The following is a 15801-nucleotide window of genomic DNA, read 5'->3' as shown; positions in this document are numbered from 1 at the left end:
GAGCTCAATGAATCACGGTGCCGACGGCTCGGACAAAGGCTGCAACGCCGACAGTGGCGGGAAGGGGCGCTTCCTGCTGAAGCTGTCCGGCGAGGCGTTCGCCGGCGGCGGCGGTCTGGGGGTGGACCCGGACGTCGTGCACGCCATCGCCCGCGAGATCGCGGCGGTGGTCCGGGACGGTTACGAGATCGCCATCGTGATCGGCGGCGGCAACTTCTTCCGCGGCGCCGAGCTCCAGCAGCGCGGCATGGACCGGGCGCGGTCCGACTACATGGGCATGCTCGGCACGGTGATGAACTGCCTGGCCCTCCAGGACTTCCTGGAGAAGGAGGGCATCGACTCCCGCGTCCAGACGGCCATCACCATGGGCCAGGTCGCGGAGCCGTACATCCCGCTGCGTGCCGTGCGCCACCTGGAGAAGGGACGCGTCGTCATCTTCGGCGCGGGCATGGGGATGCCGTACTTCTCCACCGACACCACCGCGGCCCAGCGCGCCCTGGAGATCGACGCGCAGGCCATGCTGATGGGCAAGAACGGGGTGGACGGTGTCTACGACTCCGACCCCAAGAAGAACCCCGACGCGGTGAAGTTCGACGCCCTCGAATACGGCGAGGTCATCACGCGCGACCTGAAGATCGCCGATGCCACCGCCATCACCCTGTGCCGTGACAACAAGCTTCCGATCGTCGTCTTCGAACTCCTCGCCGAGGGCAATATCGCCCGCGCGGTGAAGGGTGAGAAGATCGGCACGCTCGTCGGCGATCAGGGCACCCGGGCCTGACGGCCCCAACCGCCGCATCGCCGTACGGGCACTGACGTACGGGCGGCAACCCCGGGCCGGTGGGTTGACCTCGGCACGGGGATGGACAACGGCCTGCCGGTCGGACACCGTGCAGGAGAAGACGCGCGGCAGGGGCGAGGCTCTGCTTCTTACCGAAAAAACCAGGAGCAAGTGGTGATCGAAGAGATCCTCCTCGAGGCCGAGGAGAAGATGGAGAAGGCCGTCGTGGTCGCCAAGGAGGACTTCGCCGCGATCCGCACCGGGCGTGCGCACCCGGCGATGTTCAACAAGATCGTGGCGGACTACTACGGCGCCATGACGCCGATCAACCAGCTGGCGTCGTTCTCGGTGCCCGAGCCGCGGATGGCCGTGGTGACGCCGTTCGACAAGAGCGCGCTGCGCAACATCGAGCAGGCGATCCGCGACTCCGACCTCGGTGTCAACCCGAGCAACGACGGCAACATCATCCGGGTGACGTTCCCCGAGCTCACCGAGGAGCGCCGCCGCGAGTTCATCAAGGTCGCCAAGGGCAAGGCCGAGGACTCGAAGATCTCGATCCGCAGCGTGCGCCGCAAGGCCAAGGAGACCCTCGACAAGCTCGTCAAGGACAAGGAGTCCGGCGAGGACGAGGTGCGCCGCGCGGAGAAGGAGCTCGACGACACCACCGCGAAGTACGTTGCGCAGGTGGACGAGCTCCTCAAGCACAAGGAATCCGAGCTCCTCGAGGTCTGATGAACGAGTCATCCTGGGGGGCCCCGCCCGGAACCGGCAGCGCCGGCCCTTGGGGACCACCCGACCAAGGGCCCTCCTCCGCACTGCGTGAGGAGGTCGCTCCGGCTCCGGCGGGTCTGGTCCGGGACTGGGCCGACACGGCGCAGACTCGGCCCATGCCCATCGTGCCCGACGCGGGCGGACACCAGGACGACGACCGGGACGACCGGGGGGCCGCTCGGCTGAGCGGCCCCCTCTTCCGCGACGACCAGCCGCAGGAGCCCATGCCTTCCACTCCGCACGGGCCCGACCGCTCGCAGGACCCCGGCAAGCCCCGGAAGAAGAGCGCGGGCCGCAACCTGCGCGCGGCGATAGGGGTGGGCGTCGGTCTCGGGGCGGTCATCCTGCTGACCCTCTTCGTCTACAAGCACCTGTTCGTGGGCGTGATGGCGGTGGCGGTGGTCGTCGGCCTGTGGGAGCTGACCTCGCGGCTGTCGGAGCGCAAGGACATCAAGGTGCCGCTGGTCCCGCTGGCCGTCGGCGGCGTGGCGATGGTCGTCGCCGGGTACGTGCGCGGGGCCGAGGGCGCGTGGGTGGCGATGGCGCTGACGGCGCTCGCCGTCCTGGTGTGGCGGATGACGGACGCGCCCGAGAACTACCTGAGGGATGTCACGGCCGGGGTGTTCGCGGCCTTCTACGTCCCCTTCCTGGCCACGTTCGTGGCCCTGATGCTGGCGGCGCACGACGGCCCGCAGCGGGTGCTGATCTTCCTGCTGCTCACCGTCGTCAGCGACACCGGTGCCTACGCGGTCGGCTGGCGGTTCGGCAAGCACAAGCTCGCCCCGCGCATCAGCCCCGGCAAGACCCGCGAGGGCCTGGTCGGCGCGGTGCTCTTCGCGATGGTCGCCGGAGCGGTGGCCGTCCAGCTTCTGATCGACGGCGGCGCCTGGTGGCAGGGGCTGGTGCTGGGGCTCGCGGTCGCGGTCAGCGCCACGCTCGGCGACCTCGGCGAATCCATGATCAAGCGGGACCTGGGGATCAAGGACATGGGCACCCTGCTGCCCGGTCACGGCGGCATCATGGACCGCCTCGACTCCCTGCTGCCGACCGCTCCGGTGGTCTGGCTGCTGTTCGTGGTGTTCGTGGGGTCGGGCTGAGGCCACGGGAACGGGGCCGGCGTCCCGGCGCGGGTGTGAGGGGTCTGTCATCGTGAGGCGGCAGGCCCCTCGTCGTGCGTCTGCGACACTTGAAGAACCATGCCTGCACCCGTTTACCTGGAGCATGGCCAGCGGCCGGAGAGCCGAGCTGCGTGATCACGCAGGACTGACCGCAGTGCGGTAAGACTTTCCCTACTTCATCAAGTGCCCGCGCGCGGCGCGGGCGCGCGCCGCCTCTGCGGCGCGGCCTGCCTCCTGTCTGCGCCCCGGCTGGCCGCGCCCGGCGGCGCGCTATGTGCAGCGGGCAGAAGCGAGGGAGTCACCCGCGGGCCAAGGACGTGCCTCCGGCGGGGGCGCTCAGGCTCCAGGATGGCGGGGGCGCCGTCCGCGAGTGCTGGCCGTGAGTGGCTGGTGCGGGAACTCCCATCCCGTCTGCCATCGACCCAGGCAGAGCCGAGCAGTCGCGGCCCAGGGCGTCAAGGTCGTTCGTACAGTGGCGCGCTCCACCTTGACGCCCTGAATCACGCCCGCTCCACGGTGTGTGGGTCGACGGCAGACGGGATGGGAGCTGGGGCGAGTGGTGCGTGATGTGGTTTGCGGCATCGCCCACGTTAGTAACTAGAGCACCTCTAATAGCCTTGGCCGATCCAAGGTCAGGGGGCGGGCCTATTTGTGGCACCCGTATACTTCCGGGATCACAGAGAAACCTGAGCTGGCTAACAAACTCGTTTTTCTATTTCTCTAACCAGAGCTTCTGCGTCCGCCTTATTCTCAGGGCGCCTGTGCCAGATCAAAAAGGCCGAGCGTAGACAGTATCGCCAGTCATTACCTGTCCGTCGCGCCAAGGTCTCCAACCACCTATGGTGGTCCATCCCTGCGAGTTCAGACAAGTAGATGATGACGGAATCTTGCGAACAGCCCAACATATTGGCCAACTCTTCGGGTACTGCATCGCGTTCCGTATTAGCACCTGTTCGGGCGGCTCGAATCCGGGAAGAAACAGAGCGTCGCGACCAACCTCTTTTCCTTTTAGCGCTTCGCGCTGATCGCCATCAATGACAGCAGTGGATCGAACTCTTTTGGAGCGCGACAGGCTTGCGGCGGCGATCAACACATCATTCCAAGAGCCCGCGTCAATCACCTCGACTTCGTTTCCACCCCTGAAGCTGTGCGCAGAGAGTATAAGTTTCAGGAGCTCGCCCGCTACTTCGTCTTCAACGAAGATAATCGCTCGGAGGTGACTTTCCACGCCCAGCAATTCATGCAGATCTGCTTCGCGAGATGGGCGCAGGATCAATGGATCGTCGTTGCGGCGCACACAGATTCGCACGAATTCTAGTGGGACTCTAGTGATGAAGCTAGGTGAATGGGTGACCGCAATCACTTGTACCCGGGAAGCGCGTGCCAGGCGAGCGAGGTCATCGGCGAGGGCCGCATGCCCGCGGGGGGCAATACTTGATTCCGGCTCATCCAAGATTACTACGGTGTTTTCGTAAGGGTGCCTCACGAACCATCTCATTCTATGCACCGAAAGTTCGCCGTAGCTCATCGAGAATGAGTCGATCCAGTCATTTCTTCGCCGGGCTCGCACGAATGGGAAGATGGGGCCAAGCTGCTTGTCAACTCTAACCGGATGATAAATTACCTCCTCGTACGAGATCCCAAGAATGTCCCTCAGGGCATCCAGATATCTTCTGGTTTGCAGCCAGTCATCTCCATCTTGAAGGTTAAGGACGCTTTTCCTTCGTGAGTCTTGAAAGAACATGGATATCTCAGTCGGAACTTCAATCGTGGTGTGAACGTCCGGCCATACCTTAGCTGGACTTTCATCCTCCCCCTCCCTGCGCTCTAGATTTACGGAGTAGCAGATCCCCTCGTCCTTCATGCGCACTGTGACACGGACACTTCCACCGAGCGGACTATCTCTGTTTTCGATGTCCAAAAAGGGCGGCTGGTCGGATCTCCAAGCTCTGGACCAAAGTGACTGCGAAATGCATTTCAGCAAGGTGCTTTTCCCTGATCCGTGCAGCCCGGAGATTATAGTGAAGGGTGCAAGTTCGATGCTTTGCCCGGGAAAGGGTGATCCACTGCCGAACTCCAGAGACTCCACCTGGATGTCCGGGGTGAACTTCTTCATCCCCTGCCAGAGCTTGAAGGAAGCCTGAGATATTGCCGCCATATGTCACCACTCGCGTCAGCAACTAAAAGCATGCGGGTCAATGCGCAGGATAGTCGATTCGCTACGAAGAGTAAGGTGATTCTGCGAGACTGCGCCATGCAATCCGGATCCAACCGTTGCCGAACGTCATAGCGCTGGCGGAGATCGCAGCCATGCCGCGGGGGATGGACTTCCCTGTCTCTGGGCCGTCCCTGGGCCGTGCGAGGCCAACCAACGCTGACAGTCGGCACCCACGGGTGACCACCCCCACCCCTCTCTCGCCAGGGCCCCACGAGTGGATCTGCGACACTTGAAGAACCATGCCTGCACCAGGAGAACTCACCTTCATCGCGCCGCGCGGAGCCAAGAAGCCGCCGCGGCACCTCGCCGATCTCAGTCCCGCCGAGCGCCGTGAGGCGGTGGCGGCCATCGGGGAGAAGCCCTTCCGGGCCAAGCAGCTTTCGCAGCACTACTTCGCGCGGTACGCGCACGACCCGGCGCAGTGGACCGACATCCCGGCCGCGGCGCGGGAGAAGCTGGCCGCGGAGCTGCTGCCGGACCTGATGAGTGTGGTGCGGCACATTTCCTGTGACGACGACACCACGCGCAAGACGCTGTGGCGGCTGCACGACGGGACGCTCGTGGAGTCCGTCCTGATGCGGTACCCGGACCGGGTCACGATGTGCATCAGCTCGCAGGCGGGGTGCGGTATGAACTGCCCGTTCTGCGCCACGGGGCAGGCGGGGCTGGACCGCAACCTGTCCACCGCCGAGATCGTCCACCAGATCGTCGACGGGATGCGCGCGCTGCGTGACGGCGAGGTGCCCGGTGGGCCGGCGCGGCTGTCGAACATCGTGTTCATGGGCATGGGCGAGCCGCTGGCGAACTACAACCGGGTGGTCGGCGCGATCCGGCGGCTGACCGACCCGGAGCCGGACGGGCTGGGGATCTCGCAGCGCGGCATCACCGTCTCGACGGTCGGGCTGGTCCCGGCGATGCGGCGGTTCGCGGACGAGGGGTTCAAGTGCCGGCTGGCGCTGTCGCTGCACGCGCCCGATGACGAGCTGCGGGACACGCTGGTCCCCGTCAACACGCGCTGGAAGGTGCGGGAGGTGCTGGACGCCGCGTGGGAGTACGCGGAGAAGTCCGGGCGCCGGGTCTCGATCGAGTACGCGCTGATCCGGGACATCAACGACCAGGCGTGGCGCGGTGACCTGCTGGGCCGGCTGCTCAAGGGCAAGCGGGTGCACGTCAACCTGATCCCGCTGAACCCGACGCCGGGCTCGAAGTGGACGGCGTCCCGTCCCGAGGACGAGAAGGCGTTCGTGCGGGCCATCGAGGCGTACGGGGTGCCGGTGACGGTCCGGGACACCCGCGGGCAGGAGATCGACGGGGCGTGCGGGCAGCTCGCGGCCTCGGAGCGCTGACCGTCCGCTGATACGGTGTGATCGAACAAATGCACATTCCGACAGGGGAGCGCCACAGCGCTGAGAGTGCGGCAACCTTTGGGCCGCAGACCCTTGAACCTCGCCCGGGTCATTCCGGGTAGGAAGTTCGGTCTCCTCATGCTGTTGCGCCCCGCGCGGGGTCGTTCGTCCGTTTCGTGTGGACGCGCGGCCTTCGCGCGGGGCCGCGTCTCTTCCTGGCCAGCCAGGAGGAATCCAGTGACCACCAAGACCCGGCTCACCGCCACCGCGCTCGCCGTCGCGGCCGGTATGACCGCGCTCGCCGCGTGCGGCGGATCGGGCGGCGGCAGCGGCGGTGAGGCGGACGCCAAGACCGTCACGCTCGTCAGCCACGACTCCTTCGCCGTCTCCGACGCCGTCCTGAAGGAGTTCACCCGGCAGACCGGCTACAAGGTCGAACGGCGCAAGGGCGGGGACGCCGGGCAGGCCGTCAACCAGGCGATCCTGTCCAAGGGCAACCCGCAGGGCGACGTCTTCTTCGGGATCGACAACACGTTGCTCTCGCGCGGTCTGAAGGCGGGCATCTTCACGCCGTACGCGGCCAAGGACCTCGCGAAGGTCCCGGCGGAGTTCCAGCTCGACAAGGACGAGCACCGGGTGACGCCCGTCGACTACGGCGACACCTGCGTCAACTACGACCGCGCCTACTTCGCCGAGCACAGGATCGCGCCGCCGAAGACCTTCGCCGATCTCGTCAAGCCCCAGTACAAGGACCTGCTCGTCACCGAGAATCCGGCGACCTCCTCGCCGGGGCTCGCCTTCCAGCTCGGCAGCATCGGCGCGTTCGGCGAGGACGGCTGGCAGGACTACTGGAAGAAGCTCAAGGCCAACGGCGTCGAGGTGGTCGACGGCTGGGAGCAGGCCTACAACGACCGGTTCTCCGGATCGGGCGCCGGCCGCGGCAAGGGCGACAAGCCTCTGGTGGTCTCCTACGCCTCCAGCCCGCCCGTCGAGGTGCTGGGCAAGAAGCCCGCCCCCAAGGAGGCGCCCACCGGTGTGGCCACCGGAACGTGCTTTAGGCAGATCGAGTTCGCGGGCCTCCTGAAGGGCGCGCGGAACGAGAAGGGCGGCAAGGCGCTGCTGGACTTCCTGGTGGGCAAGGCGTTCCAGGAGGACGTGCCGCTGAAGATGTTCGTCAACCCGGTGCGGACGGACGCCGAGGTGCCGGAGCTGTTCACGAAGTACGGGGAGAAGGTCGAGCGGCCGGAGACGGTGCCGCCGCAGGACATCGCCGAGCACCGTGAGCAGTGGATCAAGCAGTGGTCTTCCCTCGTTCTGAAGTAGCGGTATCCCGAAGAAGGAAGGCGTCGGGGCGGCGCCGGGGGCGGTCCGCGGCCGTGCGGCTGGGACTGCTGGTGGTGCCGCTCGTCTTCTTCGGGGTCTTCTTCGCCTACCCGGTCGCGGCCATCGTCGGGCGCGGCCTGAAGGACGGCGGGAACTGGCAGTTCGCGCGGGCCGGGGAGGTGCTGACCGACCCGGACGTGCTGCACGTCCTGTGGTTCACCCTGTGGCAGGCGGCGGCCTCGACGGGGCTCACGCTCCTGCTCGCGCTCCCCGGCGCGTACGTCTTCGCGCGCTTCGATTTCCGGGGCAAGCAACTGCTGCGGGCCGTGGTGACCGTGCCGTTCGTGCTGCCGACCGTGGTGGCCGGGTCGGCGTTCCTGGCGCTGCTCGGGCGCGGCGGGGTGCTGGACGAGCTGTGGGGGGTGCGGCTGGACACCTCGGTGTGGGCGATCCTGCTCGCGCACGTCTTCTTCAACTACGCCGTCGTCATCCGCACCGTCGGCGGACTGTGGGCCCAGCTCGACCCGCGCCAGGAAGAGGCGGCGCGGGTGCTGGGCGCCGGGCGGTTCGCGGCCTGGCGGCGGGTGACGCTGCCCGCCCTCGGGCCGGCCGTCGCGGCGGCGGCCCTGATGGTGTTCCTGTTCACCTTCACCTCCTTCGGGGTGGTGCAGATCCTGGGCGGCCCGAGGTTCTCCACCCTGGAGGTGGAGATCTACCGGCAGACCGCCGACTTCCTGGACCTGCCGACGGCGGCGGTGCTCACCCTCCTCCAGTTCGCCGCGGTGCTCGCGCTGCTGGGCCTGCACGCCTGGACGGTGCGCCGCCGCGAGACGGCGCTCACCCTCGTCGACCCGGCCCGCACCGCCCGCCGGCCGCGGGGCACCGGGCAGTGGGCGCTGCTGTGGGGGACGCTGCTGCTCGTCGCCGTCCTTCTGGTGCTGCCGCTGCTCGTCCTGGTGGAACGCTCCTTCGCCGGGGAGGGCGGCCACACCCTGGCCTTCTACCGGGCGCTGACCTCCACCGACGCGAACGGCACCTTCTCCGGGGCGCCCCTGAACGCGGTGCTGACCTCGCTGTCCTACGGGGCGGCGGCCACGGCGATCGCCCTGGTGGTCGGCGGACTGGCGGCGGCGGCGCTGGCCCGCCGGGACGGCGGCCGGCTGCTGCGCGGCTTCGACGCGCTGCTGATGCTGCCGCTCGGGGTGTCCGCGGTGACCGTCGGCTTCGGCTTCCTGATCACGCTGGACGAGCCGCCGCTGGACCTGCGCTCCTCCTGGTGGCTGGTGCCGCTGGCGCAGGCGCTGGTGGGCGTGCCGTTCGTCGTCCGGACCATGCTGCCCGTCCTGCGCGCGGTGGACGAACGGCTGCGGCAGGCCGCGGCCGTCCTGGGCGCCTCGCCCTGGCGGGTGTGGCGGGAGGTCGACCTGCCGCTGGTGCGGCGGGCGCTGCTGGTGGCGGCCGGGTTCGCCTTCGCGGTGTCGCTCGGCGAGTTCGGGGCGACGGTCTTCATCGCCCGGCCGGACAACCCCACCCTCCCGGTCGCGGTCTCCCGCCTCCTGGGACGCGCCGGGGAGGCGAACTACGGGCAGGCCATGGCGCTGTCGGTCATCTTGATGGTGGTGTGCGCGGGCGCGCTGCTGGTGCTGGAGCGCCTGCGGCCGGCCGACCAGGCAGGGGAGTTCTGAATGGGTACGGGGAGTGACGGGTCGGCGGGCGGTCGCGGGACGACGGCGGCTTCCGGTGACGCGGGTGCGGCTGACGCGGGTGCCGGGGCGGACGTGCGGGGGACCGCGCTGCGGCTGGCCGGGGTGAGTGTCCGGTTCGGCGGGCGGGCCGCGCTGGACGGGGTGGACCTCGACGTCGCCGAGCACGAGATCGTCTGCGTCCTGGGCCCGAGCGGCAGCGGCAAGTCCACGCTGCTGCGGGTCGTGGCGGGGCTGCAGCCGGCCGACGCGGGCCAGGTCTTCCTCGCCGGGCGGGACCAGTCGGACGTTCCGACCCACCGCCGCGGCGTCGGCCTGATGTTCCAGGACCACCAGCTCTTCCCGCAGCGGGACGTCGGCGGCAACGTCGCCTTCGGCCTGCGGATGCGGGGCACCGCGCGCGCCGAGCGGGACCGCAGGGTGGACGAGCTGCTGGAGCTCGTCGGGCTGCCGGGCGCCCGGCGCCGCGCCGTGACGACGCTGTCCGGCGGTGAGCAGCAGCGGGTCGCGCTGGCCCGCGCGCTCGCCCCCCGGCCCCGGCTGCTGATGCTGGACGAGCCGCTGGGCCAGCTCGACCGGGGCCTGCGCGAACGGCTGGTGGTCGAGCTGCGCCGGGTCTTCGACGAACTGGGGACGACGGTGCTCGCCGTCACCCACGACCAGGGCGAGGCGTTCGCGCTGGCCGACCGGGTCGTGGTGATGCGGGACGGCCGGATCGCGCAGAGCGGCACGCCTCTGGAGGTCTGGCAGCGGCCCGCCGACGCGTTCGTCGCCCGCTTCCTGGGCTTCGACAACGTCGTGCCGGCGACGGTCCGCGCGGGGACCGCCGACACCCCCTGGGGCAAGCTGCCGGTGCCCGCGGGCTCCCCGGACGGGCCGGGCGACGTGCTCGTCCGGCCCGCGGGGGTGCGGCTCACCGCGCCGCGGGACGGCCTGCCGTGCACCGTGACGGCCCGCACCTTCCGGGGCACCCACGTCTCCGTGCTGCTCCGGCCCGACGCGGGGCCCCCGCTGGAGGCGGCGTGCGCGCTGCGGGACGCCCCCGAGGTGGGGGAGCGGGTGGGGGCCGGGTTCGCGGCGGAGGACGTGGTGGTGCTGGGGGCCGGGGGCTGAGAGGGGGACGCCTCCCCCGGAGGATGGGACCGGGGGAGGCGTACGGGGGAGCCGGTGCGGCTTACGGGATCGGTGCGGCTCGGGGTCCGGTGCGGCTTACGAGACCGGGGAGGCCGGTTCCGGACGGTTCGCGGACTGCGGGGTGGAGGCTTCCGCGGTGGCCGGGGCGTCGCCCGGTGCCTTGTCGCCGGTGGCCTCCGGCCGGTCGCCGGTACCGCCCTCCGGCTCGCCGAACCAGGCCACCGCGACCGCGCCCGCCACCGCCACGATGAACCCGAGGATGGCCATCCACGCGAACCCCGGCCGGGAGGAGTCGCCCAGCCACAGCACGCCCAGGATGCCCGGCACCACCGTCTCGCCCACGACCAGCGCGGCCGTGGCGCCGTTGACCGAGCCGATCTGCAGCGCGACCGTGTGCAGGTACATGCCGCCGACGCCGGCGATCAGGATCGCGTACAGGGCGGGGTCCGCCAGGAGCGTCGGCAGGTCGAACGGCTCCACGCCGTTCAGCACCCGCACCCCCACGCCCAGCGCGCCGAACCCCAGCCCGGACAGCAGACCGGCGAGGATCGCGGCCCGCCCGCCCATCAGCCGGACGATCAGGGTGCCGCCGCCCATGAGCACGATCGAGGCGACCAGCAGCCACCAGTGCGAGGCGATCGGCGTGTGCCCGCTGCCCTCCGGGCCGGCGGCCGTCGCCAGCAGCACCAGCGCCGAGCAGACGACGGCGATCGAGGCCCACTCGGGACGGGTGAGGCGGATGCCGAGCAGTCTGATGCTCAGCACTGCGGTGATCACCAGGTTGGCGCTGATGACGGTCTGGGACAGGAACAGCGGCAGCAGCCGCGCGGCCAGCGCGCCCAGTGCGAAGCCGACGAAGTCCAGCACCGTGCCGACCATGAACTCCCAGGTCATCGCCGCCTTGGCGGTCGAGGACAGGCTGGGTCCGCCGTGCTGGGTGACGCCGGAGGCGCCGGCGGCGTTCGCCGCCTCCCGCCGGGCGGACTTGCGGGACCCCACCGCCTGCAGGACCGAACCCGTGCCGTAACAGGCCGACGCCGCCACCGCCGTCAGAAGGCCGATGATCACCAAGAACTCCGTTCGCGCACCGGGGGCGGGTTCCTTTCCGCACTCCTCGGCCTGCCAGACGTCCATATGAGGACGGAAGTTGCCTCCGCGCGCGAACCGTGACGCGCGCGGCATCGGGACGAGGTATCGCGCCGTCGGTTGGTCGCGGGCCGCGGACGGTGGACGGGACGCGGCCCCGTTCGGCTCAGCGGGACAGGGGCAGCGTCACCAGCACCGCGACACCCCAGGTCAGCGGGACGAGCACGACCAGCAGGGCGAGCACCCGCAGGACGGCGGCGCGGTACAGCAGGGAACGCGGCGCGCCGAGTCGGCGGAGGGCCGCGGTGGTGTGGGTGCGGGCGGTGCGGGTTTCGAGCCCGGCGGTGAGCGCGCTGGCGGTGACGCAGGCCAGCACCAGGGCCGCGGCCAGGCCGGTGAGCGGGCCGAGCGGGCGGGTCCCGGCCGTCTCGTGGACCCGCACCGCCGCGTACGCGCCCGCGGCGACCACGCACAGCACCCCCAAGGGGCGGCCGATGCGCCGCGCCTCCTCCTGGAGCACGCGCCCGGCCAGCAGGCGCAGCGCCCCCGGCCGGACCGCGCACAGCAGCCGCCCGCACAGGTGGACCAGGCCCGGCCCGGCCATCACCAGCCCCACGGCGACCAGCGCCCAGCCGACCAGCACGCCCGGCGGGTGGGAGAGCAGGTGGCCGGAGAGCGGCTCGTCGGAGCGGGTGGGCGTCTGCCCGGCGTACGCCTCCAGGGCCAGGCCCACGGCGGTCAGGGTGATGCCCCAGGGGAACCCGGCGGGCGCGGTGCGGGACTCGCGCCGGTCGGCGGCCACGGCGGAGCCCGGCGTCCGGGCGGGGCCGAGGACCGTCGTGGTGCCGCAGGGCGCGCCGATGCCGGGCCCGGCCGGCGCTCGTCCGGCGCCGCGCGCCCGTGCGTGCTTCGGTCCGCCGGGTGGCTTGCCGGCCGACGGGTCTTCCGGGCGGGCCGCGTGGCCGGAGGTCGCCTCCGCGTCGCCGGACGAGCCCTCCGAGAGCTCGTCCGTCCGGACGGGGATCTTGTCTGTCCGTGCCGGGGCCTCGTCCGTCCGGACCGGAACCTCGTCCGTCCTCGCCGGGGCCTCGTCCGTCCCCGCCAGGATCTCGTCCGTCCGCGCCGGGATCTCGTCCGTCCGTACGTCCGCGGGCCCGCCGGCCGCGTCCGAGGCGTCGGCAGCCGCCTCCTCCTCGGGAGCGGCGGCGGAAGCGTCGTCCACCCGCGCCGTCACCGCCGCCCGCCCCGCACCCGCCGCCGCGACGGCAGTGGCCGACCCGGCGGATCCGGACCCCGCGGGCACAGCCGGGGCCTTGTCCGCAGTCGCGGCCCCCGTCTCGCCACCACGTACCGCCGGCACCCCCGCGGCAGCCGACACGGTCGTCCGCGCGCGAACGGCGCCGCGCGTCGCCCGCCGACGCGGCCTCAGCCCCAGGGCCGTGCAGGCCGCCGCCGTGACCGGCGTGACCGCCAGCAGGACGAGCGTGCCGCCGAGCGGCAGGGCGTGGCCGGCGCTGAGGGCGTCGGGGGCGGTGCCGCCCAGCGGCATCCGGGGCCAGGAGAGGCCGTCGCGCAGGTGGAGGAAGGCGAACAGGGCGACGAGGCTGCCCAGCGCGCAGGACAGGGCGGTGGACGTGGCGGCGAGCAGCGTCAGGCGGACCGGGCCGAGCCCGGCGGCGGTCATGTCGCGCCGGGGGCGGGCCGCCGGGTCCGTGCGGGCCACCGCCACCGCGAGCTGCGCCGTGGCCGCCAGCGGCGCCGCGCACCACAGGAGGCGCACCAGTGAGCCGGTCGTCTCGGACGGGTGGCCGGTGGCGTGGCCGAGGGCGGCCAGCAGCAGGAAGCCGGTGCCGGCCGAGGCGGCGGCGACGAACAGGCGGCGCAGCAGGACGAGGGGGTGGGAACCGCGGGCTAGGCGGAGAGCGAGCACGCTTCCCTGCTTTCCTCGTCGGCGGGGTCGGTGGCGGAGCGGACGGCGCCGGACTGGCGGCCGTCCAGGAGGGTGAGCGTGCGGTCCGCGAGCGCGGCGTTCTCGGGGCCGTGGCCGGCGAGGACCACGGCGATGCGGTGCGAGCGGGCCGCGGTGACCAGGGTGCGCAGCACCTGGGAGCCCTCCGCGCTGTGCAGCGGCGCGGCCGGGTCGTCCGCGAAGATCACCTGGGGGCCGGGGGCGAGCGCCCGGGCGATGGCGATCCGCTGGCGCTGGGACTGGTCGAGCCGGTCCGGGCGGCGGCGGGCGTGCTGCCCGACGTCGAGGCGCTCCAGCCACTCGCAGGCGGTGCGCCGGGCGGCGCGGTGGCCGAGGCCGCGCAGCAGGAGCGGGAGCGCGGCGTTCTCCCAGGCCGTCAATTCCGGTACGAGGCGGGGTTCGGTGTCGATCCAGCCGAAGCGGTCCAGGCGCAGCCGCTCGCGGTGCCGGGCGGGGAGGGTGTGCACGGGGGCGCTGTTGAACCAGACCTCGCCGCGGGTGGGCACGAGTTGACCCGACAGACACCGCAGGAGGGTCGTCTTGCCGCTGCCGCGCGGGCCGCTGACGGCGAAGATCTCGCTCTCCCGCACACCGAGGGAGACGCCGGTCAGCGCGGGGGTGGTGCCGTGTGCGTGGTGCAGGCCGCGGGCCCAGAGAACGTCGTTGTCAGGCGGGGCCACCATCTACGCACCTCTTGCTCGCTCGCGTCCGCTCGTTCCCCTGTCCGGGTGAACGACCATGCAGGGTATCGGTCACTGGCACGGTAAGGAGTGGCGGCCCGAGGCCTTCGGCGCTCGGCACGCGCAACGGCCCAGGTTCACTCATATGGCTGCATGTTAGTGAACCTGGGCCGCTGGGTGTTCAGTTGTGCATCACCGAGTCAAAGGTGGCTCGTATGCGGTCCTGAAGGGGGCACGAGGAGTCGGTAACCGACGGCCGCGGCGCATCCGGAGGATCCCCGGGCCTCTCGCGCACCCTCAGGCGCGTGTCCTACAGCTTCGTCCACGCCTCCGTGAGGGTCGCGCGCAGGATCTGCTCGATCTCGTCGAAGACCGCCTGGTCGGCGATCAGCGGCGGGGCGAGCTGGATGACCGGGTCGCCCCGGTCGTCGGCGCGGCAGTACAGGCCGTTCTCGTACAGCTTCTTGGACAGGAAGCCGTACAGGACGCGCTCGGTCTCCTCGGCGTTGAAGGACTCCTTGGTGTCCTTGTCCTTGACCAGTTCGATGCCGTAGAAGAAGCCGTTGCCGCGCACGTCGCCGACGATGGGCAGGTCGTGCAGCTTCTCCAGGGTGCCGCGGAAGGCCTGCTCGTTGTCCAGCACGTGCTGGTTGAGGTTCTCGCGCTCGAAGATGTCGAGGTTGGCCAGGCCCACGGCGGCGGAGACCGGGTGGCCGCCGAAGGTGTAGCCGTGCAGGAAGGTGTTGTCGCCCTGGTAGAACGGCTCGGCCAGGCGGTCGGAGATGACGCAGGCGCCGATGGGGGAGTAGCCCGAGGTCATGCCCTTGGCGCAGGTGATCATGTCCGGGACGTAGTCGAACTTGTCGCAGGCGAACATCGTGCCCAGCCGCCCGAAGGCGCAGATGACCTCGTCGGAGACGAGCAGCACGTCGTGGCGGTCGCAGATCTCGCGGACCCGCTGGAAGTAGCCGGGCGGCGGCGGGAAGCAGCCGCCGGCGTTCTGCACCGGCTCCAGGAAGACGGCGGCGACGGTGTCCGGGCCCTCGAAGAGGATCTGCTGCTCGATCTGGTCGGCGGCCCAGCGGCCGAACGCCTCCGGGTCGTCACCGAAGAGCGGCGCCCGGTAGATGTTGGTGTTGGGCACCTTGTGCGCGCCCGGGACCAGCGGCTCGAAGGGGGCCTTCAGGCCCGGCAGGCCGGTGATGGACAGGGCGCCCTGCGGGGTGCCGTGGTAGGCCACGGCGCGGGATATGACCTTGTGCTTGGTGGGCTTGCCGGTGAGCTTGAAGTACTGCTTGGCCAGCTTCCAGGCGGTCTCGACCGCCTCGCCGCCGCCGGTGGTGAAGAAGACCTTGTTCAGGTCGCCGGGCGCGTGCCCGGCCAGCCGCTCGGCCAGCTCGACGGCCTTGGGGTGGGCGTAGGACCACACCGGGAAGAAGGCCAGCTCCTGGGCCTGCTTGAAGGCGGTCTCGGCGAGCTCGGTGCGGCCGTGGCCGGCGTTGACCACGAAGAGGCCGGCGAGGCCGTCGATGTAGCGCTTGCCCTTGTCGTCGTAGATGTTCGTGCCCTCGCCGCGCACGATGGTCGGCACGGGGGCGTCGGCGTACGAGGACATGCGGGTGAAATGCATCCACAAGTGGTCGTACGCCGTCTTGGAGAGGTCGGCGCTCAT

The 15801-nt window shown here is 70.6% G+C and carries 11 protein-coding genes, 1 pseudogene and 1 riboswitch; of the genes and pseudogenes, 7 read left to right on the top strand and 5 right to left on the bottom strand.

Features of this window, described 5'->3' with window-relative positions:
* Positions 1 to 7: 7 nt before the first annotated feature.
* From pyrH to ABZX96_RS21845, 3 genes are all read left to right on the top strand, one after another.
* Positions 8 to 781 (top strand): UMP kinase, encoded by a 774-nt coding sequence (pyrH, locus tag ABZX96_RS21855; RefSeq protein ID WP_355546872.1) that lies wholly within the window; start codon positions 8 to 10, stop codon positions 779 to 781.
* Positions 782 to 955: 174 nt separating this feature from the next.
* Positions 956 to 1513: a ribosome recycling factor gene (frr, locus tag ABZX96_RS21850; RefSeq protein ID WP_355546870.1), complete on the top strand. Its 558-nt coding sequence runs from the start codon at positions 956 to 958 to the stop codon at positions 1511 to 1513.
* Positions 1513 to 2649: a phosphatidate cytidylyltransferase gene (locus ABZX96_RS21845; protein ID WP_355546868.1), complete on the top strand. Its 1137-nt coding sequence runs from the start codon at positions 1513 to 1515 to the stop codon at positions 2647 to 2649. The genes frr and ABZX96_RS21845 overlap by 1 nt, the downstream gene beginning before the upstream one ends.
* Positions 2650 to 3439: 790 nt before the next feature.
* On the opposite strand, the gene ABZX96_RS21840 is transcribed toward ABZX96_RS21845, so the two are convergent.
* Positions 3440 to 4786: an AAA family ATPase gene (locus ABZX96_RS21840; protein WP_355546866.1), complete on the bottom strand. Its 1347-nt coding sequence runs from the start codon at positions 4784 to 4786 to the stop codon at positions 3440 to 3442.
* A 341-nt stretch (positions 4787 to 5127) separates the two neighbouring features.
* On the opposite strand from ABZX96_RS21840, the gene rlmN reads away from it, so the two are divergent.
* From rlmN to ABZX96_RS21820, 4 genes are all read left to right on the top strand, one after another.
* Positions 5128 to 6234: a 23S rRNA (adenine(2503)-C(2))-methyltransferase RlmN gene (rlmN, locus tag ABZX96_RS21835; protein ID WP_355546864.1), complete on the top strand. Its 1107-nt coding sequence runs from the start codon at positions 5128 to 5130 to the stop codon at positions 6232 to 6234.
* A gap of 33 nt (positions 6235 to 6267) precedes the next feature.
* A riboswitch (TPP riboswitch) is annotated at positions 6268 to 6377 on the top strand.
* A gap of 94 nt (positions 6378 to 6471) precedes the next feature.
* Positions 6472 to 7557 (top strand): thiamine ABC transporter substrate-binding protein, encoded by a 1086-nt coding sequence (locus ABZX96_RS21830; protein WP_355546862.1) that lies wholly within the window; start codon positions 6472 to 6474, stop codon positions 7555 to 7557.
* A 53-nt stretch (positions 7558 to 7610) separates the two neighbouring features.
* Positions 7611 to 9242 carry an iron ABC transporter permease gene (locus ABZX96_RS21825; RefSeq protein WP_355546859.1) on the top strand — a complete coding sequence of 544 codons (1632 nt, stop codon included), beginning with the start codon at positions 7611 to 7613 and terminating at the stop codon, positions 9240 to 9242.
* The gene (locus ABZX96_RS21820) at positions 9243 to 10373 is read left to right on the top strand and encodes an ABC transporter ATP-binding protein (RefSeq protein ID WP_355546857.1); all 1131 of its coding nucleotides are present in this window, start codon (positions 9243 to 9245) and stop codon (positions 10371 to 10373) included. It begins immediately after the preceding gene.
* 96 nt (positions 10374 to 10469) lie between these two features.
* On the opposite strand, the gene ABZX96_RS21815 is transcribed toward ABZX96_RS21820, so the two are convergent.
* The 4 genes and pseudogenes from ABZX96_RS21815 to ABZX96_RS21800 form a co-directional block, all read right to left on the bottom strand.
* On the bottom strand, positions 10470 to 11462 hold the full coding sequence (locus ABZX96_RS21815; protein WP_355546940.1) for a hypothetical protein: 993 nt from the start codon (positions 11460 to 11462) through the stop codon (positions 10470 to 10472).
* Between the two features lie 1435 nt (positions 11463 to 12897).
* Positions 12898 to 13410 (bottom strand): annotated as a pseudogene (locus tag ABZX96_RS21810) (hypothetical protein); the annotation flags it as partial.
* Positions 13392 to 14132, bottom strand: coding sequence for an ATP-binding cassette domain-containing protein (locus ABZX96_RS21805; RefSeq protein WP_355546855.1), 741 nt, complete (start codon positions 14130 to 14132; stop codon positions 13392 to 13394). The gene ABZX96_RS21805 and the pseudogene ABZX96_RS21810, both read right to left, overlap by 19 nt.
* Positions 14133 to 14439: 307 nt before the next feature.
* Complete coding sequence (locus tag ABZX96_RS21800; protein ID WP_355546853.1) at positions 14440 to 15801, bottom strand: aspartate aminotransferase family protein; 1362 nt, start codon at positions 15799 to 15801, stop codon at positions 14440 to 14442.

Source organism: Streptomyces sp. NPDC003077 (assembly GCF_040611095.1).
Taxonomy (GTDB): Bacteria; Actinomycetota; Actinomycetes; order Streptomycetales; family Streptomycetaceae; genus Streptomyces.
The sequence above is the reverse complement of the archived record's forward strand: the minus strand, read 5'-3'. Positions and strand labels throughout refer to the sequence as shown.